Below are 17,905 nucleotides of genomic sequence, written 5' to 3' on the forward strand. Positions count from 1 at the left end.
TTCGTCAGCAGGGGCCATTGCCCTGCCCCGCGAAACCCTGCATGGTCCGCGCAAAATCGAATTCGAGGGAGAGACACATGTCCGATGACACGCCGAGCTACGGCTTTGACACGCTGCAAATCCATGCGGGCGCCCGCCCGGACCCGGCCACCGGGGCACGGCAGACGCCGATCTATCAGTCCACCGCCTATGTGTTCCGCGACGCTGATCATGCGGCCGCGCTCTTCAACCTGCAGGAAGTGGGCTACATCTACTCGCGCCTGACCAACCCCACGGTCGCCGTTCTGCAGGAACGCATCGCAACGCTTGAGGGCGGTGTCGGCGCAGTCTGCTGCTCCTCCGGGCATGCGGCACAGATCATGGCGCTCTTCCCGCTGATGCAGCCGGGCTGCAATGTGGTGGTCTCGACCCGGCTCTATGGTGGCACGGTCACCCAGTTCAGCCAGACCATCAAACGCTTCGGCTGGTCGGCGAAATTCGTGGATTTCGACGATCTGGACGCGGTCAAGGCGGCCATCGATGGCGACACCCGCGCGGTGTTTGGCGAGGCGATCGCCAATCCGGGCGGCTACATCATGGATGTGCGCGCCATTGCGGACATCGCCGACGCGGCTGGCATCCCGCTGATCATCGACAACACCACGGCGACGCCGTATCTCTGCCGCCCGATCGAGCATGGTGCGACGCTCGTGGTGCATTCGACCACGAAATACCTGACCGGCAACGGCACCGTGACCGGCGGCTGCGTCGTCGACAGCGGCAAGTTCGACTGGATGGCCTCGGACAAGTTCCCGTCCCTGAGCCAGCCCGAGCCCGCCTATCACGGGTTGAAATTCGCCGAGACCTTCGGACCGCTGGCCTTCACCTTCCACGGGATCGCCGTGGGCCTGCGCGATCTGGGCATGACCATGAACCCGCAGGGCGCTCATTACACGCTGATGGGGATCGAGACGCTCAGCCTGCGCATGGAGCGGCACGTCGAGAATGCCGAGAAGATCGCCAAATGGCTCGAGGCCGATGACCGCGTGGATTTCGTGACCTATGCCGGTCTCGAAAGCTCGCCCTATTACAGCCGGATCAAGGATGTCTGCCCCAAGGGCGCGGGCGCGCTCTTCACCTTCGCGGTCAAGGGCGGCTACGAGGCCTGCATCAAGCTGGTCGACAGTCTCGAGATCTTCAGCCACGTGGCCAATCTCGGCGACACGCGCTCGCTGATCATCCACTCGGCCTCGACCACGCACCGCCAGCTCACGCCTGAGCAGCAGGAGGCGGCAGGTGCGGCCCCCAATGTGGTGCGCGTCTCCATCGGCACCGAGGATGCCGATGACCTGATCGCGGATCTGGATCAGGCCCTGGCAAAAGCGACCGCCTGAGATCGGGCAACAGACGGCCCCAAAAGGCCCCGCTTCGGCGGGGCTTTTTCTTGGCCTCATGCTCGGGCGCCCCAGAGGTTGCCGCGATCGGAGCATGTTCGGCGGCTCCGATCGCCCGCCGATCCGCGCCATGATCAGGGCATTCCCCCAAGATCCACCGACAGGATCATGGCCATGACCAGCCCTATGGTCCGTGCAACTGCTCTGCGGTTGATCCTGCAAGGAGCTGTCGGGGCGCGAGGGCGACAGGCATCAGGCCGGTCGCACAGACGCCTATCGCAGGCCTGCGCCATCCGTGACGCGGCTGCCCGAGCCCTCCGCTGCGAGGCATGGTATACGGGGAAGGACACCATGCAGGCCTTCGCAAAACCGCCGAGGCAAAGCCGCATTCGCAAAGAGTTCAAGACGACAGAGCGCGCGCTCAGGCCGAATTGCGGCACGACCCGAGGGCGCCAACACAGAGAGACCTCTCATGCCCCACCCGCCCTTCCGCCCCCGCGCCCTTGGTGAAATCGCCATCCGCTGCCGCGATTTCGCGGCCATGCAGGATTTCTATGGCCGCATTCTGGGGCTCGAACGCCTGACGCCCGGCTCACGGGGCGGGCATCGCGCGGGCATCGTTTTCTTCCGGCTCGGAGAGAGCTTCGGCGGCCATGTGGCGGTGCTCGCGCTTTTTGCCGATGAGGCGGGCGGGATCTCCATGTCGCCGGAGCGTCGTGCGACCGAGCTGGAGGCCGGGCAACGCTCCTCCCTGCATCATCTGGCGCTGAGCCTGCCCTGGGCCGAGCAAGAGGCCGCGGCGGACTGGCTGCGCCAAGAGGGCTGTGAGGTGCGGTTCGAAACCTTCCAGTGGACCGGCTGGCGCGGGCTTTTCACCCGGGATCCCGATGGCAACACGGTCGAACTGGTCGCCGCCGACGCGGATTGGCACAACTCCTGACGGGATGGCCCCGTCGCGCCCCGGGACAGATCCCTGTGGCCCGCTGCCGCGAACTCTGCTTCTGTGTTCCAGCAGCGCAGACAGAGGAGACATTGCCCATGTCGACACCCCCCTCCACCGCCACGGTCTTGATCTCCCACGCCACATCTGCGGAGGATCTCGACGCGGTGCGGGATCTGGTGCGCGGCTTTTACCGCTTTGCCATGGCGCATGTGGCCAAGGCGACAGGCCGCGACCCGCAGACGGAGAACCCGTCGGTCTTTGCCAATCTCGACGCGGAACTTGCAGGTCTGCCGGGAAAATACGGTCCGCCAACGGGCTGCCTGCTTCTGGCCCGTCTGGACGGGCGGCCCGTGGGCACGGTGGCCTTTTTCGCCCATTCCGAGACGGATATGGAAATCAAGCGCATGTTTGTCCGTCCGGAGGCCTGGGGCCACGGGCTGGGCACGCAGCTTCTGGAGGCGCTGCTGACCGAGGCCCGCGCGGCGGGCTATGCACGGTTCTTCCTGTCGACACACCAGTCGCTGAACCATGCCCATGCGCTCTATCGGCGGATGGGGTTTGTGGACCAGCCGGTCTCCGCCGCCTTTCCGGGCGCTATTGAGGGTGTCGACCTTTGCATGGAGATGCGCGAAGGTGAGGGGCATTTCGAGAAAGACCCCGATTGACCCATCCTTCCGATCCTTTCGCCCACCACCCCGAGTTGCGCGGGCAGATTGCGGATCCTGAAACTTCGTTCTTTCGCACCTTCGATGTCGAGGCGCTGCTGCAGGCGCATCCGCATCTCACCGACCTGCGGGACTGGGTCTATTCGGATGCCGAGCGCGAGGCGATCCGGCGCGACGCCCTCGCCGGGCATGACGGGGACCTTTGGATCTTCGGCTATGGCTCATTGATGTGGGACCCGGCGCTGCGCTTTGTCGAGCTGCGCCGCGCACGGCTCGAGGGCTATGCCCGCCGGCTCATCCTGCTCGACGACAAGGGCGGACGCGGCACGAAAGAGGCCCCGGGGCTGATGGCGGCGCTGGATGACGGCCCGGGCTGCGACGGGCTGGCCTTTCGCATCGCCGCGGCGGATGTCGAGATCGAAACCGAGATCCTCTTTCGGCGCGAGATGATCGGGCCCGGCTACCTGCCGATCCTGCATCCGGTCGCGCTCGCCGACCAGACGGTCTCTGCGCTGGTCTTTGTCGCCGACCATAGCGAGGCGGTCATTCTCGGCGATATCTGCCGGGATCGGCAGCTCCGCTATCTCGCCACGGGGTCCGGGCTGCTCGGCACGAGCCGCGACTACCTCGCGAGCATCGTGGATCACTTTTGCCAATTCGGGATCGAGGACGCCCATTGCAGCGCGCTGCTGCGCGAGGTGGATGCCCGGATCGCCGCAACCACAGCCGAGGATGCCACGCCATGAGCCCGCCCATTCCCTTTTTCGATGGCCATAACGATTTCGTTCTGCGGTTGATGAAGACCCCCGCCCCGCGCGACGAGACCTGGCTCGGCACGGGCGAGATGGGGCATATGGATCTGACCCGCATGAAGGAGGCCGGGTTCGCGGGCGGGCTGTTCGCGATCTTCGTGCCCCCGCTCGGGGCCGGGAAGCCGCCCGATTTCAAGGCGCTCATGGCGCACCCGCCCTATGCAATGCCCATGCCGCCCCAGATGACCCATGCCGAAGCCCAGCCAGATGCCCTGACCATGGCCGGACTGCTGCACTGGATGGAACGGTCCGCGCCCGACGACTTCAAGCTGTGCCGCAGCGCCCCCGAGATCCGCACGGCCATGGCCGCCGGACGGGTTGCCGGGGTCATGCATCTGGAAGGGGCCGAGGCGATCGGCCCCGATCTCGACGCGCTCTACCTGTTTCACGAGATGGGCCTGCGGTCGCTCGGCCCGGTCTGGAGCCGGGACACGATTTTTGGCTACGGGGTGCCCATGGCCTTTCCGGGCAGCCCGGATATCGGCCCCGGCCTGACGCAGACCGGCAAGGACCTGATCCGGCTCTGCGACGCGCTGGGGATCATGATCGATCTGTCCCATCTCAACGAGAAGGGGTTCGACGACGTGGCCGCCGTCTCGCAGGCGCCGCTGGTGGCCACCCATTCCAACGCCCATGCGATCTGCAACAGCCCCCGGAACCTGACCGACCGGCAATTGCACATGATCCGCGAACGCAAGGGGATGGTCGGTCTGAACTTCGCGACCTTCTACCTCAACGCGGATGGTCGCTCAGACAGTGACATGGGCTGGGACGTGATGCTGCGGCATCTCGATCATCTGATCACCGAACTGGGCGAGGACCATGTGGGGCTCGGCTCGGATTTCGATGGGTGTATCCTGCCGGATCTGATCGGGGATGTGACCGGGGTGCGCGGCCTCTTTGCGGCGATGAGCGCCCATGGCTATGACGCGGCCCTGATCGCCAAGCTCGCGCGCGAAAACTGGCTGGCCTGCCTGGACAGGTGCCTGACCTGAGCCCGCGCGATCTTTACGGCCCGGCCCGGGCGTAACCCGCGCGCGCGGCCATCTGAGCAAGACCTTGGTCGCCAGATGTGCCGCCGTCCAGGGGACTGCCGGGTCCCGGACCCCTTATGACGGGTCCCGGACACGGCGCGGCGCGCGCCTGTCGCGGGATTACTGCGCGAGTTCGATGACGAGCGAGACGGTCGCGGACATCGACACCTCGCCCGCCGCCACGGGCACCGCCGCGTCGGCCATCGCCATTTCGGCGCGCATCATCTGCGGGCCGCGAAACCCGCCCTGCTCGGTGATGGAGCGGATCGGGCCCAGCCCCACGCCAGCCGCCGTAGCCAGCGTCTCGGCCCGGGCCAGCGCGTCCTTCATCGCCGCCTCGCGGGCGGCGGTCTCCAGCGGGCCGGGGGCCTGCACCCCGAAGCTCAACCCGCCAAAGCTGTTGGCGCCATCCCCGACACTGGCATCGAGGATCTCGCCCAGACGCTCCAGATCACGGACCCGCACGGTCAGGATATTGCTCGCCCGAAAGGCCACGATCCGGCGGGACTGACCGCGGTAATCCTGCCCGGGCTCATAGACCGGGCTCAGGGACAGGTCCGAGGTCTGCAGGTCCCGGGGCGCGACATCGAACCCCTGCAACTTGGCAAGCACCGCCGACATCTGGCTCGCATTCCCGGCCAGCGCCCGATCCGCACGCCGGTCCTCGGTGACCACGCCGATACGGATCGTCGCCATATCGGGAATCGCAGGGATCTGCGCGGTGCCGGTCACATTCAGCAGCCCCGGGTCGTCGGCCGCACGCGCCACCTGCGCAGGCAGGCTCAGGCCGAGCACCACGAGCAGCGCAGCGCAAAGGGCCAATGGGCGGGAAACAGGAGAAAAACGGCGCATCATGGCCTCCTTGGGGCAGAACAAACCAGCACGCGAAAAGGGCAAGTGTCCTTCCATCACTGGCGTAAACACGGTACAAGGTGGCCACAGGAGGTGGATGATGCAAGAGCTGCGACAGGGTCGATGAAGCCGAGCTTTGCGCTTCTGTTGTCCCAGGATGGTCTGGTACTGTGTCACCGCACCAGCGATGGCTGGCTGCGGGTCGGCGAGGTCTTGCTGACGGCCACGGATGTGGCGGGCGAGCTGGCCGCGCTGCGCACCCGCGCGCTGGAGATCGCCAAAGCCCAGAAGCTGGGGCCGCTGATCACCAAGCTGGTCCTGCCGAACAGCGAAATCCTCTATGACAGGATCTCGGTCGAAGGCGTCACGGGTCCCGATTACGACGCGGTGATCCGGGAGCGGCTCGATGGCCGCACGCCCTATGCCATGGACGAGCTCTGCTATGATTACGTGGTCACGCAAGGCGAGGCGCAGGTCGCCGTGGTCGCCCGCGAGACCCTGGCCGAGGCCGAGGCCTTTGCCACCGAGCATGGGCTCGAACCGGTCTGTTTTGCCGCCGTGCCGCCCAAGGGTGCGTTCTCGGGCGAGGCGATGTTCGGCACCACCCGGCTCGCGCCGGATCTGCTGGCGCCCACCGAAACGCTGGAGCGGGATATGGCCCCGGTCGTCATTCTGGGCGAGACGGATTGGGTCGGCGCACGGGCGGCGTCCCAGCCCCCGACAGAAAGCGTGGCCCCACCGCCCGAGGCCGACGCACCGGTCGCAACCGCGGCACCGCCCGAACCCGCGCCGGAGCCGTCCCAAGACCCGGATCCGATGCCGCCGGAACCCGCGGTGGCAGCGCCCGCCCCGGTGGAGGCGCAGCCGGATCTGCCTGCGCCCTCATCTGTGGATGAGATACCTGCTCCGGTCGCCCCGGCCCCGCCCCGGGCCCGGGCGGAAGCAGCAGCCAAGCTAGCCCCGCCCGAAGCCGTGGTCGCGGCCGAGAAACTGGCGGAACTGGCCGCGCCGGCAAAACGCAGCTCGCGCTCGCTGGGATTGATCCTGACCCTCGCGCTGCTGGCGGCGATGGTGCTTGTGGGGGTCGTGGCCGCCGTCCTGGAACAGGATGATGTGGTCAGCACCGGCGCGGCACCGCAGGCGATCGACGAGGCAGCGCCCGCCCCGGAGCCCTCGCCAGAACAGCGGGCCGGGGCCACGCCAACGCCCGCGCCTGACACGGCAGAAGACACTACCCCGCCCGTGATCGCCGAGGCTGCCCTAGGTCCGGCGGAGCAACCGGGCGTTTCCGCTATCACGGCGATGACCGATGGCCCGCCGCAACCCACCGCCCCTGCGCCCGTCGTCAGCCGGTTCGACGCGCTGCCCACCCCCGAGGAGGTTGCCGAGGGGGAGGAAGCCACGGTGCCCGGCACGCCAACCCCAGCCCCGGCCCCGGCAGCAGCCCCAACAACCGCCCCGGTGGCGGTCAGTGATGCGCCTTCGTCACCCGCTTTGCCCACCACGGCCCCGCCCGCGCAGACCAGCGATGCGGAACCGCCCGTCGCGGCGCGCGACCTGCGCCCGCCCCTGATCGAAACCGAGACACGCTATGCCGCCAGCGGCATCTGGCAACGCAGCCCGGATCCCCTGCAACCCATCGCACCGACGGTGATCGGGGATCTCTACGTGGCCGCGCTGGACCGGGATGTGGCGATCGAGGACGCACTCGCCCTGCCCGCCTATATGGACAGCCAGGACCTGCGCCCGGTCTCGCCGCAACCCCCTGTGGCGCCCGGGCAGTTCTTCGATTTGAGCGCGGACGGGTTCGTCACGCCGACCCCCGAGGGGGCTCTGACGCCCGAGGGCGTGCTGGTCTTCTCCGAGCCGGGCACACGTCCGAGCCCGCGCCCGCAGATCACGCCCGTGACCACAACCGAAGACCTGCGACTGGCCGCGCTCGCGTCGCAGCGCCCGCCGCCGCGTCCGAAAAACGTCGCCGAATTGCAGGAGCGCGCGGAACTTGACGGACGCAGCCGGGCCGAGCTGGCCGGGCTGACCCCGACCCCGCGCCCCGCTTCGATCCAGGAGCTGGCCGCCGCCGAAACCCCCGAGGCCGTTCCCGCCAACGCCATGGCGCGATCGGTCTATCCGGACCAGCGCCCGAGCAATTTCGCGCAGCTTGTGGCTGCAGCCCGGGCGGCCCGGGTCGCCACGGCCGAGCCCTCAACCGGTCAGAACCGAGGCGTCGCCGCGGCCTCCACCGCCTCCTTCGCTGCTGCAGCCCCCGCGCCGCAGCGGGAGACGGCCCCGACAATCCCGACCACGGCCTCGGTGGCCCGGCAGGCCACCATCGAGGATGCGCTGCGCCTCAACCGGATCAACCTGATCGGCGTCTATGGCACCCCGAACAGCCGCCGGGCGCTCGTGCGTCTGGCCTCGGGTCGCTATGTGAAGGTCGAGGTCGGCGACCGCGTGGACGGGGGCCGGGTCGGCGCGATTGGCGAGACCTCGCTGCAATACACCAAGGGCGGGCGCAACATCACGCTGGAGATGCCGCGCGGATAGGCACTTACTGCCAAAGGGCGCGTGGGACAGCCCTGCGGGTTTACCCGCAGCGCATCCCCGTTACAGTGAGACGGCGCATATCCCATCGCGGCCCGTTGCGGGCCGGACGATCCCTTAGGAAGTTTCCATGACCGAATTCCTCATCCAGGCCAGCATTTTTCTGTTGGCGGCCGTGATTGCCGTGCCACTTGCCGTGCGGCTCGGGCTCGGCTCGGTTCTGGGCTACCTGCTGGCGGGGATCGTGATCGGGCCGGTGCTCGGCCTGATCGGCTCGGATGTGAACGAGTTACAGCATTTCGCCGAGTTCGGCGTGGTGATGATGCTGTTCCTGATCGGGCTGGAGCTTGAACCCCGCGCGCTCTGGGACATGCGGGACCGATTGCTCGGGCTTGGCGGGCTGCAGATCGGGCTGACCATGGCCGCGATCATGGGGGGCTGTATCCTGCTGGGCTTTGCCTGGCCTGTGGCGCTGGCGATCGGGATGATCATGGCCCTGTCCTCGACCGCGATCGTGCTGCAGACGCTGAACGAAAAACGGCTGATGCAGACGCCGGGCGGGCGCAACGCCTTCTCAGTATTGCTGACGCAGGATATCGCGGTGATCCCGATGCTGGCCTTCATGCCGCTTCTGGCGCTGTCGGCCCTGCCCCATGCCACGGTCGAGGGGGGGCCCGCCGCCGGTCTGATCGGGATGACAGCCGCCCCCGATGGCAGCATGCATGTGGCCGAAGAGGCCGCCGCTCAAGGCGGCCACGGGGCCGGACATGGCGACCATTCCGCCAGCGCCGTGGTGCATTTCCTCGAACAGTTGCCGGGTTGGGGCGTCACCCTTGTGACGATCTCGGCCATTCTCGCCATCGTGCTGGGCGGTCACTACCTGACCCGGCCGGTCTTCAAGTTCATCCACGGCGCGCGGCTGCGCGAAATGAACACGGCGGTGGCGCTTCTCTTTGTGGTGGGGGTGGCCTCGATCATGCTGATCCTCGGCCTGTCCCCCGCGCTGGGAACCTTCCTTGCCGGTGTGGTGCTGGCCAATTCCGAGTACCGGCACGAGCTCGAGGCGGATATCGAACCCTTCAAGGGGCTGCTGCTGGGCCTCTTCTTCCTGACCGTCGGGGCCGGGATCAACTTTCAGGTCCTGTTTGGCCAGCCCTTGCTGCTGCTCGGCCTGACCCTCGGCCTGATGGCGGTGAAGGGCATCATCCTGCTGTTCCTCGCCTTGCTCTTCAAGATCCGCGGGCGCGACCGCTGGCTCTTTACCCTCAGCCTCGCGCAGGCGGGGGAGTTTGGCTTCGTGCTCATCAGCTTTGCGGTGAACACCAATGTCCTGCCGGGCGAGATCAGCCAGACGCTTCTGCTCGTGGTGGCGCTCTCGATGCTGCTCACCCCGCTCCTCTTCATCGTCTACGATCAGGTCAGCGCCCGCATGCAGGACAGCGGCGGCCCCGAGCGCCCCGATGACGAGATCGACGAGCAGCAGCCGATCATCATCGCCGGGATCGGGCGGTTCGGGCAGGTGGTCAACCGCATGGTGCAGATGACCGGCATGAAGACCACGGTGCTCGACCATGATCTGGAGATGATCGAGCTGATGCGGCGCTTCGGGTTCAAGGGGTTCTTCGGGGACCCGACCCGGCCCGAGCTTCTGCATGCCGCGGGGCTCGACAAGGCGCGGGTGCTGGTGGTGACGCTGGACGACCGGGAGGCGGTGCTGAAACTCGTCACCTATGCCCGTCGGATGCGCCCGGATCTGCATATCGTGGCCCGTGCCCGCGACCGGGTGCATGTCTATGAGCTCTATGCCGCGGGGGCCAATGACATCGTGCGCGAGACCTTTGACAGCTCGCTCCGGGCGGGGCGTTATGTGCTCGAGAATATGGGGATGAGCGAGTTCGACGCCGCCGATGCCGAGCACACGTTCTTTCGGATGGACCGCAAGGCGATGCGGGATCTGGCCGTGCTGTGGAAACCCGGCGTGCCCGTGACCGAGAACGAGGCCTATGTCGCCCGCGCCAAGGAACTGAACCGCGATCTCGAAACCGCATTGGTCAGCACGCTGGATGAGACCGAAGGCATGACCGGACATAGCGAGCGCTTTGCCACGCTGGAATCCGAAACTGCCGTCACCCGCGCCAAGCGCTAGGGATCAGCCGTCCGAGACCCCCGCCTCGGCGAAGGTGGCCATGCCGGAATGGCAGGCCACGGCCCCTTTGAGCACGCCAAGCGCCAGTGCCGCGCCCGAGCCCTCGCCCAGCCGCAGCCCGAGCGACAGGATCGGCGTCTTGCCCAGCTTTTCGAGCAGCGCGCCATGGGCGCCTTCCGCCGAGAGATGCCCGGCCAGCGCGTGATCGAGCGCGCCGTCCTGCGCCTCGGCGAGACAAGCCGCCGCCGCACAGCAGATGAACCCGTCGAGCAGTACCGGAATGCCATCGGCCCGCGCCCGGGCAATCGCACCGACCATGGCCGCAAGCTCGCGCCCACCGAGACAGCGCAACACCTCGAGCGGATCGCCCAACGCCGCAGCATTCGCCGCCAGCGCCGTGGTCACGGCGTGCGCCTTGCGGGTCAGCCCATCGGCATCGACACCGGTGCCGCGCCCGACCCACTCCTCTGCCGCGCCACCATAGAGTGCGGCGCAGATCGCCGCGGCGGCGGTGGTGTTGCCAATCCCCATCTCGCCCGCCACCAGCAGATGCGCGGCGGGATCCACCGCGTGCCAGCCGGTGCGCAGGGCGGCGACAAGCTCTGCCTCGGTCATCGCCGGGCCTTCGGTGAAATCTGCGGTTGGCCGATCGAGGTCGATCGGATGCACGGTCATCCGCGCACCAAAGGTCTCGCTGAGCTGGTTTATCGCCGCGCCGCCGGCCTCGAAATTCGCGACCATCTGCGCGGTGACATCTGCCGGAAAGGCCGAAACGCCCTTGGCCGCGACACCGTGATTGGCGGCAAAGATCACCACCTGCGGCGTATCGATCCGCGGCATGTCCGTGCCCTGCCAAGCCGCCACCCAGATCGCCAGATCCTCGAGCCGGCCGAGCGCGCCCGGCGGCTTGGTCAGCACGTCGTTGCGCGCCCGCGCCTGCGCCTCGGCGGGACCGTTGCGCCCCGGCGCCCGCACCAGCACCGCGCGAAACGCGCTCAGACTGTCGAACGGGGCATCGGTCTGCGGGGCTGTGCTGGACATCCGGGCGGTTTCCTGTCGATAGAGGGTCTTGGCGGCACTGTTGACCCCAACGGACCGCCCCCGCCACGCGACAGTCCGCCACAGCCGACGGAGGCCCTGATGTCCCGCCCGCATCTCCGCGATCTGCCCCTCGCCCTGAGCCTGCTCAGCCGTCTGCCCGTCCCCGTGGATCACAGCCGCGCGGGTGACCGCGCCGCCACAGCCGCCTGGGCCTATCCGCTGGTCGGGGCCGGGCTCGCGGCGCTGGCGGGCGGGCTGGCCTGGACACTCGCCGCGCTGGGGCTGCCCCCGGGCCCGGTGGCCGGGGCGGTTCTGGTGCTGCAGGTGATGATCACCGGCGCGCTCCATGAAGACGGGCTGGCCGACAGTGCCGATGGCCTCTGGGGCGGGTGGGAGCCCGCGCGACGGCTGGAGATCATGCGCGACAGCCGGATCGGCGCCTACGGGGTGCTCGCATTGGGGCTGAGCCTGATTTTGCGATGGTCGTGCCTTGTGGCAATCCTCGATGCGGCGGGACCCGGCGGGCTGATTGCGGCCCTTGTGGCTGTCGGCGCCCTGTCACGCGGCGCGATGGTCGCCGTCATGCATGTCCTGCCCTTTGCGCGCAGCGATGGCCTCTCGCGGCGGGTGGGGGCGGTGCCGCGCGGATCCGCGCTTCTGGCCTGCGCCCTCGCCCTCGGGATCTGCGCCGGATTGTGGGGCGGCATAGCGCTGGCCCTGCTGGCCCTGAGCGGAGGCGCAGCGGCGTTGATCGTCGGGGCCTTGGCCAAGGCCCGGATCGGCGGGCAAACCGGTGACATCCTCGGCGCGACCCAGCAGGTCGCCGAGATCGCCGCCCTCGCCGTCCTGACCACGCTGGTCTGACGCGCCCCGCCCCACGAAAAAAGCCGCCCCGAGGGACGGCTTGTTCATTCGTTACCGGGCCGGATCAGGCAGCGGCGCGCGAAACCAGAACGTCGTCGATCCGCTTCTGCGCGTTGCCCTCGTCATCCCCGCTCACCGCAGCGATTTCGCGGGTCAGACGCTCCAGCGCCGCCTCGTACAGCTGACGCTCGGAATAGCTCTGCTCGCGCTGGTCGTCCGAGCGGTGCAGGTCCCGCACCACCTCGGCAATCGCGATCAGGTCGCCGGAATTGATCTTTTGCTCGTATTCCTGAGCACGGCGGGACCACATGGCGCGCTTGACGCGGGCCTTGCCCTTGAGCGTGTCCATCGCCTTGGAGACGATGTCGGGGCTGGACAGGCTGCGCATGCCCACTTCGGTCGCCTTGTTGGTCGGCACCCGCAATGTCATCTTGTCCTTCTCGAACGAGATCACAAACAGCTCAAGCGTCAGTCCGGCGATTTCCTGCTCTTCGATGGAAACGATCTGACCCACGCCATGGGCGGGGTAGACGACATATTCATTCGGGCGGAAGTCGTTGGATTTGTTCGCTTTGCTCATGCACTTTCACTCCTGCTTGTGGCGCCGCCCAGACCGCAGGGGGACGTGGTCGCGCGGTGGCGTCCAGTTGCCCGAATTGCGGCGGTAAAAAAAACGCAACGGCACGAGGCTGAAGCGTTTCGGGTGGTTTCTCCACGTCAATTATGAACGCAATATAACAAAAAAAAGGCGGTTTGAGAAGGCACTTGCTGCGCCTGCACAGGGATGAGTGCCCCGAAACCACCCGTTTCGGTCGATTTTCGTTCACTTCTCGCGTAGCGGGGCCCGTACAGCCGTTAGCGCGATCACCCGCCGCGAATCGTTCAGCCGCCCTCGCCCGGTGCCTCGGAGAAGTACTTGTCCAGCTTGCCGGTTTCGCCGTCGCGCTCTTCGGCCTCGGGCAGTTGATCCTTCTTGGTGATGATCACCGGCCAGGCCTCGGAATACTTGCGATTGAACTCGACCCATTTTTCCATGTCCGGCTCAGTGTCGGGCCGGATGGCGTCGGCGGGGCATTCAGGCTCGCACACGCCGCAATCGATGCATTCATCGGGGTGGATCACGAGCATGTTCTCACCCTCGTAGAAGCAGTCAACGGGGCAGACCTCGACGCAGTCGGTGTATTTGCAAGCGATGCAATTGTCGGTGACGACATAGGTCATGGGCGCGTTCCTTCGTGTGCTGCACTTGCATTAAGGTTTTGCGACGGGTCATTCAAGCGGCGGACGACGGGATTCATCCAAAGCGCGACGATCTTTCTTGGTCGGTCGGGGCCCCTTGCGCGGCGCTGAGGGCGCGTCGGGCTCAGGCGCTGGCGTCAGATCGGTATAGAGCAACTGGGCCTCCGGGGCCGGTCCCCGGCGGGTGCCGGGGACCTCGACCCGGATGACGCGGATCTCGCGCCCCTGGGCAAAAGTCAGCACATCTCCGGTGGCCACGCTGGTCGCAGGCTTGGTCACGCGCACCGCGTTGATCCGCACCGCCCCGGCGCTGACCTGCTTGGCCGCAAGGCTGCGGGTCTTGAAGAACCGCGCAAACCACAACCACTTGTCCAGCCGCTGTCGTCCGGGCGCGTCCGCCGCGCCGGCCCCCGGTGCGGCCTTGCTCAGGACTTGTCCTTCAGGCCCATCAGAGCCGCGGCGAAGGGGTTATCCGGATCGATGCGATCCTTCTTCTTGTCCGGGCGGGACTGATAGGTCTTGGGGCTGGTGTCGCGCGGACCGCGTCCACCGGGTTTGCCCTTGCCACCGGCCCCCTTGCCCCGGGGTTTGCCGCCTTGCTTGCCACCGGGCTTGCCGCTGCGGGCCTGGGCCTCGCCGCCGCCCTTGCGACCCCGGTTGTCGGTCCGACGCGGACGCGGGGCCCAGCGGAAGGTGTAGACAACCTCCATTTCCGGCTCGGCGGGCTCTGCCGCGCTCTCGGCCTCGGCCGTGGCGTCTGCGGGTGTTTCCGCATCCGCCTGCGTGGGGTCTTCGGTGGTGGCGTCGTCGGCGGTGGCGGCGTCGGCCTCGACAGGCGTTTCAGCCGCCGGGGCCTCTGCCTCTGCAGGGGTCTCTGCCTCTGCAGGCGTCTCAGCCGCAGGGAGATCGGTTTCGGCAGCGTCCTCTGCAACAGCAGGCTCCCCCTCGGCGACCGGCGTCTCGGCTTCCGCCGCCGCCTCGCCGGGCTCCCCGGCCGGGGCTGCATCCGCCGCCGGAGCGGGCTTCACCTTGGCCCGCTCCGAGCGTTCAGCGGCATAGCCCAGCCCCTGCATCAGGTCGGCAAACTGCTCCAACGTCATGCCCGTGATCGACAGCATATCCGGTGTCGCCTCGAATCCGCCGCGTGTGTCCACGCCGCGCAGCATATCCGCCAGACGCTCCAGCATGTCGATACGGATCGCCCGCGCACCCGCCGATCGATAGCCGGATTCGCTGTAGATCTCGGCGCTCACGCCCTCGATCACCGGGATCGTCACCAGTCCCGGGGGCGGGCTTTCGGGGAAGACATCGCGCCCCTTGAAGAGCGAGGACAGCACCAGACGCAGCCGCGTCGGTGCCGGCTTCAACAGAAGCGGCAGAAAGATGGTGAACTGCCCGAACCGCACGCCGTGCTTGCGCAAAAGCCCGCGCGCATCCTGGTCCAGCGCCTTGACGTCCTGGGCCACGGCGGCCCGGGGCAGAACGCCCAGCGCCTCGACCATCTGGAAGGCAAAGCCGCGCACCAGACCGGTGAGCGCCTCGTCCCGGCTCATGGCCAGAAGCGGCTCGAACAGGGCTGCGATCTTGCGGTCGATGAAATGCTGCAGACGGCGCTCGACCTTCTGGGCCACATCGGCGCCCGCCTCGTCATCGACGAAGGCCTGAACCGCGGGCTTGAGCGGGTCCGCCCCCTTCACGAGCTTGCCGACCGCCTGGTCGCCCCACATGAGGCCCCCCTGCTCGGTATAGTCGATCTCGGTATCGGGCGCGTTGTAGAACCGGTCCGCGCGCAGATGGAACTCCGGAGCCAGCGCAGAGAGAGAGGCCGCACGGACGGCCTTGGCCTCCTCCGGGGTCGCGGTCTTGTCCTGGCGGAAGCGGAACCCTTCGAGACGGCCGATCAGCTCGCCCTCCACGGTCACTTCACCTTTTTCGTTTACGTCGGCCACCAGGCTCTCCTTCTGTTTCAACCGCCGCAGAAGCACGGATGTGCGGCGATCGACAAATCGTTGGGTCAGCGCCGTGTGCAATGCGTCTGACAAGCGGTCTTCTACAGCGCGCGTCTCGCCGCGCCAATGGCTATCCTGCTCCACCCAGCCTTTGCGTTGGGCCACATAGGTCCATGTGCGAATATAGGCCAAGCGTTTCGACAATGTGTCAATGTCGCCATCTGTCCGATCAATTCGGGCGACTTGTCGCGCAAACCACGGTTCGGGGACTTTGCCATCATCATGGAGAAAGCCGAAGATATTCGTGAGCAAACCTGCATGTTCGCCACCAGATATGCCCCGAAAGTCCGGAATCCGGCAGACATCCCACAAAAGACGCACATCGCGGGCATCCGACAGACGCGCAGCGATATCGGCCTCGGCCGCGAGGGTCTTGAGCGCGCTGAGGTCATCAGCCTCCCGTGCGCGGACGAGCCAATCATCATCCGGCACGGCCTCGAGCGAGGCGATCAGCCGGTCGACCCGGCTGAATTGCAGCTCGGCACTGCGCCATTGTAGCTTGCGCAGGGGCGTGAAGCGGGCGTTCTCGATGGCGTTGACCACGCCCTCTTCGAGCTCGGGCGCCTCGCCTGTCACGCCAAACGTTCCCGGCGTCATGTAACGCCCGGCCCGGCCCGCGATCTGCGCCAGCTCATTCGGGGCCAGGGGGCGCATCCGTCGCCCGTCGAATTTTGACAGGGCCGAGAAGGCCACATGGGTCACATCGAGGTTCAGCCCCATCCCGATGGCATCGGTCGCCACCAGATAATCCACATCGCCGTTCTGATAGAGATCGACCTGCGCGTTCCGGGTGCGCGGGCTGAGCGCGCCCATCACCACGGCACAGCCGCCCTTCTGGCGGCGGATCAGCTCGGCCATGGCATAGACGTTGTCCACCGAGAACCCGACAATGGCCGAGCGCGGTTTCATGCGGCTGATCTTCTTGGCGCCCGCATAGGTCAGCTCGGAAAAGCGCTCGCGGCGCATGAACTGCGCCTTGGGCACCAGTTCGGCGATGGCGCTGCGCATGGTCTCGGCACCGAGGAACATCGTCTCGTGCAGCCCGCGCGCCCGCAACAGCCGGTCGGTGAAGACATGGCCGCGTTCGGGATCCGCGCAGAGCTGGATCTCGTCGATGGCCACGAAATCTGCGCCGATCTCCTGGGGCATCGCCTCGACCGTGCAGACCCAGTATTGCACCCGGTCGGGCACGATCCGCTCTTCGCCGGTCACAAGCCCCACGACCGAGGGCCCGCGCAGAGCGACGATCTTGTCATAGACCTCGCGCGCCAGAAGGCGCAGCGGCAGCCCGATCACCCCGGTGCGGTAGCCCAGCATCCGCTCGATGGCGTAATGGGTCTTGCCGGTATTGGTGGGACCGAGGACCGCGGTGATCCGCGCGTCATGTCGCATCATTTGGAGGTCCCCAGAAAACCCGTTCAAACCCGCAGATCGCGCAGGATCAGAGGCGTTGGCCGCCCTGCTCCCGCTCCAGCCGGTCTATGGCCTCTGATATATCGGGGCGTTGGGGATGTATAGCAGCCGCCGCGCGATAAGCGGTCAGTGCCGCCTCGGTCTCGCCCAGCTCCATCAGGATGCGGCCCGCCCCGGCGAGCGCGCCGAAATGCTGCGGGTTGAGGGCCAGCGCCACGCGCAGATCCGAGAGAGAGGGTCCATAGTGATCCGACAGGTAAAACGCCGTCGCCCGGGCGTGCCAGCCCTCGGCAAAACCCGGCGCGTGATCGGTGAGCGCGGTCAGATGCTCGATCGCGGCAACGAAATCCTCGTCCTCCAGCGCCTGACGCCCCCGGTCCAGCAGCAGATCCGCCGAGGCCGATCCCGATTGCGACCAGGCCTCGTAGATCCGGCGCTCGACCGCCTCCCAATTCTGCAGCTCGGGCGATTGCAATCGCTCCAGCAGCTCGGCCACATCCGCGCCCTGCGCCGCAGCCGGGCTAGCCGCCCCGCCGAGACCTAACGTCAGAGTGAGAAAACCTGCCGCCAAGGCAGCGTTGAGGCGTTGAACTATCGCGGTCATCATGCGCACCATGGTAATGCAACCGCCGGAAAAAGCGAGAGCCCGGCAGTCACAACTTGGAGCGACGGGAAAGTCCATGAGCGAAGTAATCGAAAAGGCCGTTACGGCCCTGCAAGAGCGCATTGGCGGCGGGTTCGACGGAACCGTGAAATTCGTGATCGAGGACGAAGGCGCCATCATGATCGACGAGGACGGGGTCCGCGCAGGCGATGACGACGCAGAATGCACCCTCTCGGCGGATCGCGAGACATTCCAGGGCATCATGGAAGGCGAAGTGAACCCCACGGCGGCCTTCATGGGCGGCAAGCTCAAGCTCGACGGTGACATGGGCACCGCCATGAAGCTCGGCGCCGCCCTGAGCTGACC

Annotated in this window: 16 protein-coding genes; 9 read left to right on the plus strand and 7 right to left on the minus strand. The window is 67.1% G+C overall.

The features are described from left to right. The first annotated feature begins 77 nt into the window (after positions 1–77). The 5 genes from ACP150_RS02225 (at position 78) to ACP150_RS02245 (ending at position 4,788) form a co-directional block, all read left to right on the plus strand. Entirely contained in the window at positions 78–1,373 is a 1,296-nt protein-coding gene (locus tag ACP150_RS02225; RefSeq protein ID WP_424964912.1) for an O-acetylhomoserine aminocarboxypropyltransferase/cysteine synthase family protein, read from the plus strand. Between the two features lie 472 nt (positions 1,374–1,845). Continuing rightward, on the plus strand, positions 1,846–2,313 hold the full coding sequence (locus ACP150_RS02230; protein WP_424964913.1) for a VOC family protein: 468 nt from the start codon (positions 1,846–1,848) through the stop codon (positions 2,311–2,313). 98 nt (positions 2,314–2,411) lie between these two features. After that, entirely contained in the window at positions 2,412–2,981 is a 570-nt protein-coding gene (locus ACP150_RS02235) for a GNAT family N-acetyltransferase (RefSeq protein WP_424964914.1), read from the plus strand. Next, positions 2,978–3,727, plus strand: a complete 750-nt coding sequence (locus ACP150_RS02240; protein WP_424964915.1) for a gamma-glutamylcyclotransferase — start codon at positions 2,978–2,980, stop codon at positions 3,725–3,727. Before ACP150_RS02235 ends, ACP150_RS02240 begins: the two co-directional genes overlap by 4 nt. Further along, complete coding sequence (locus ACP150_RS02245; protein WP_424964916.1) at positions 3,724–4,788, plus strand: dipeptidase; 1,065 nt, start codon at positions 3,724–3,726, stop codon at positions 4,786–4,788. Before ACP150_RS02240 ends, ACP150_RS02245 begins: the two co-directional genes overlap by 4 nt. Before the next feature lie 159 nt (positions 4,789–4,947). Here the strand turns inward: ACP150_RS02245 and ACP150_RS02250 are convergent, their stop codons facing one another. Next, complete coding sequence (locus tag ACP150_RS02250; RefSeq protein WP_424964917.1) at positions 4,948–5,679, minus strand: SIMPL domain-containing protein; 732 nt, start codon at positions 5,677–5,679, stop codon at positions 4,948–4,950. A 123-nt stretch (positions 5,680–5,802) separates the two neighbouring features. Between ACP150_RS02250 and ACP150_RS02255 the strand changes: the two genes are divergently transcribed. Both ACP150_RS02255 and ACP150_RS02260 read left to right on the plus strand, forming a co-directional pair. Then, the gene (locus ACP150_RS02255; protein WP_424964918.1) at positions 5,803–8,226 is read left to right on the plus strand and encodes a hypothetical protein; all 2,424 of its coding nucleotides are present in this window, start codon (positions 5,803–5,805) and stop codon (positions 8,224–8,226) included. A gap of 127 nt (positions 8,227–8,353) precedes the next feature. Then, positions 8,354–10,369 carry a cation:proton antiporter gene (locus ACP150_RS02260; RefSeq protein WP_424964919.1) on the plus strand — a complete coding sequence of 672 codons (2,016 nt, stop codon included), beginning with the start codon at positions 8,354–8,356 and terminating at the stop codon, positions 10,367–10,369. A 3-nt stretch (positions 10,370–10,372) separates the two neighbouring features. On the opposite strand, the gene cobT is transcribed toward ACP150_RS02260, so the two are convergent. Continuing rightward, positions 10,373–11,410 carry a nicotinate-nucleotide--dimethylbenzimidazole phosphoribosyltransferase gene (gene cobT / locus ACP150_RS02265; RefSeq protein WP_424964920.1) on the minus strand — a complete coding sequence of 346 codons (1,038 nt, stop codon included), beginning with the start codon at positions 11,408–11,410 and terminating at the stop codon, positions 10,373–10,375. A 99-nt stretch (positions 11,411–11,509) separates the two neighbouring features. Between cobT and ACP150_RS02270 the strand changes: the two genes are divergently transcribed. Further along, positions 11,510–12,274, plus strand: a complete 765-nt coding sequence (locus ACP150_RS02270) for an adenosylcobinamide-GDP ribazoletransferase (RefSeq protein WP_424964921.1) — start codon at positions 11,510–11,512, stop codon at positions 12,272–12,274. 64 nt (positions 12,275–12,338) lie between these two features. Here the strand turns inward: ACP150_RS02270 and ACP150_RS02275 are convergent, their stop codons facing one another. The 5 genes from ACP150_RS02275 to ACP150_RS02295 form a co-directional block, all read right to left on the minus strand. After that, complete coding sequence (locus ACP150_RS02275; RefSeq protein ID WP_424964922.1) at positions 12,339–12,854, minus strand: CarD family transcriptional regulator; 516 nt, start codon at positions 12,852–12,854, stop codon at positions 12,339–12,341. 302 nt (positions 12,855–13,156) lie between these two features. Continuing rightward, a complete protein-coding gene (gene fdxA / locus ACP150_RS02280; RefSeq protein ID WP_424964923.1) occupies positions 13,157–13,495 on the minus strand; it encodes a ferredoxin FdxA in 339 nt (112 codons plus the stop codon). Positions 13,496–13,543: 48 nt separating this feature from the next. Further along, positions 13,544–13,888, minus strand: coding sequence for an RNA-binding S4 domain-containing protein (locus ACP150_RS02285; protein WP_424965414.1), 345 nt, complete (start codon positions 13,886–13,888; stop codon positions 13,544–13,546). A 50-nt stretch (positions 13,889–13,938) separates the two neighbouring features. Then, positions 13,939–16,914 carry a helicase-related protein gene (locus ACP150_RS02290; protein ID WP_424965415.1) on the minus strand — a complete coding sequence of 992 codons (2,976 nt, stop codon included), beginning with the start codon at positions 16,912–16,914 and terminating at the stop codon, positions 13,939–13,941. Between the two features lie 49 nt (positions 16,915–16,963). After that, positions 16,964–17,539, minus strand: a complete 576-nt coding sequence (locus ACP150_RS02295; protein WP_424964924.1) for a tetratricopeptide repeat protein — start codon at positions 17,537–17,539, stop codon at positions 16,964–16,966. A 76-nt stretch (positions 17,540–17,615) separates the two neighbouring features. Between ACP150_RS02295 and ACP150_RS02300 the strand changes: the two genes are divergently transcribed. Then, positions 17,616–17,903 carry an SCP2 sterol-binding domain-containing protein gene (locus ACP150_RS02300; protein ID WP_424964925.1) on the plus strand — a complete coding sequence of 96 codons (288 nt, stop codon included), beginning with the start codon at positions 17,616–17,618 and terminating at the stop codon, positions 17,901–17,903. Positions 17,904–17,905: the final 2 nt, after the last annotated feature.

The organism is Dinoroseobacter sp. S375 (assembly GCF_049800775.1).
GTDB lineage: Bacteria > Pseudomonadota > Alphaproteobacteria > Rhodobacterales > Rhodobacteraceae > Dinoroseobacter.

Bases quoted from the DNA above. Each gene is read 5' to 3' on its own strand.
- ACP150_RS02225 (WP_424964912.1), top strand. From the start codon at position 78: ATGTCCGATGACACGCCGAGCTACGGCTTTGACACGCTGCAAATCCAT.
- ACP150_RS02230 (WP_424964913.1), top strand. From the start codon at position 1,846: ATGCCCCACCCGCCCTTCCGCCCCCGCGCCCTTGGTGAAATCGCCATC.
- ACP150_RS02235 (WP_424964914.1), top strand. From the start codon at position 2,412: ATGTCGACACCCCCCTCCACCGCCACGGTCTTGATCTCCCACGCCACA.
- ACP150_RS02245 (WP_424964916.1), top strand. From the start codon at position 3,724: ATGAGCCCGCCCATTCCCTTTTTCGATGGCCATAACGATTTCGTTCTG.
- ACP150_RS02250 (WP_424964917.1), bottom strand. From the start codon at position 5,679: ATGCGCCGTTTTTCTCCTGTTTCCCGCCCATTGGCCCTTTGCGCTGCG.
- ACP150_RS02255 (WP_424964918.1), top strand. From the start codon at position 5,803: ATGAAGCCGAGCTTTGCGCTTCTGTTGTCCCAGGATGGTCTGGTACTG.
- ACP150_RS02260 (WP_424964919.1), top strand. From the start codon at position 8,354: ATGACCGAATTCCTCATCCAGGCCAGCATTTTTCTGTTGGCGGCCGTG.
- cobT (WP_424964920.1), bottom strand. From the start codon at position 11,410: ATGTCCAGCACAGCCCCGCAGACCGATGCCCCGTTCGACAGTCTGAGC.
- ACP150_RS02270 (WP_424964921.1), top strand. From the start codon at position 11,510: ATGTCCCGCCCGCATCTCCGCGATCTGCCCCTCGCCCTGAGCCTGCTC.
- ACP150_RS02275 (WP_424964922.1), bottom strand. From the start codon at position 12,854: ATGAGCAAAGCGAACAAATCCAACGACTTCCGCCCGAATGAATATGTC.
- fdxA (WP_424964923.1), bottom strand. From the start codon at position 13,495: ATGACCTATGTCGTCACCGACAATTGCATCGCTTGCAAATACACCGAC.
- ACP150_RS02290 (WP_424965415.1), bottom strand. From the start codon at position 16,914: ATGCGACATGACGCGCGGATCACCGCGGTCCTCGGTCCCACCAATACC.
- ACP150_RS02295 (WP_424964924.1), bottom strand. From the start codon at position 17,539: ATGACCGCGATAGTTCAACGCCTCAACGCTGCCTTGGCGGCAGGTTTT.
- ACP150_RS02300 (WP_424964925.1), top strand. From the start codon at position 17,616: ATGAGCGAAGTAATCGAAAAGGCCGTTACGGCCCTGCAAGAGCGCATT.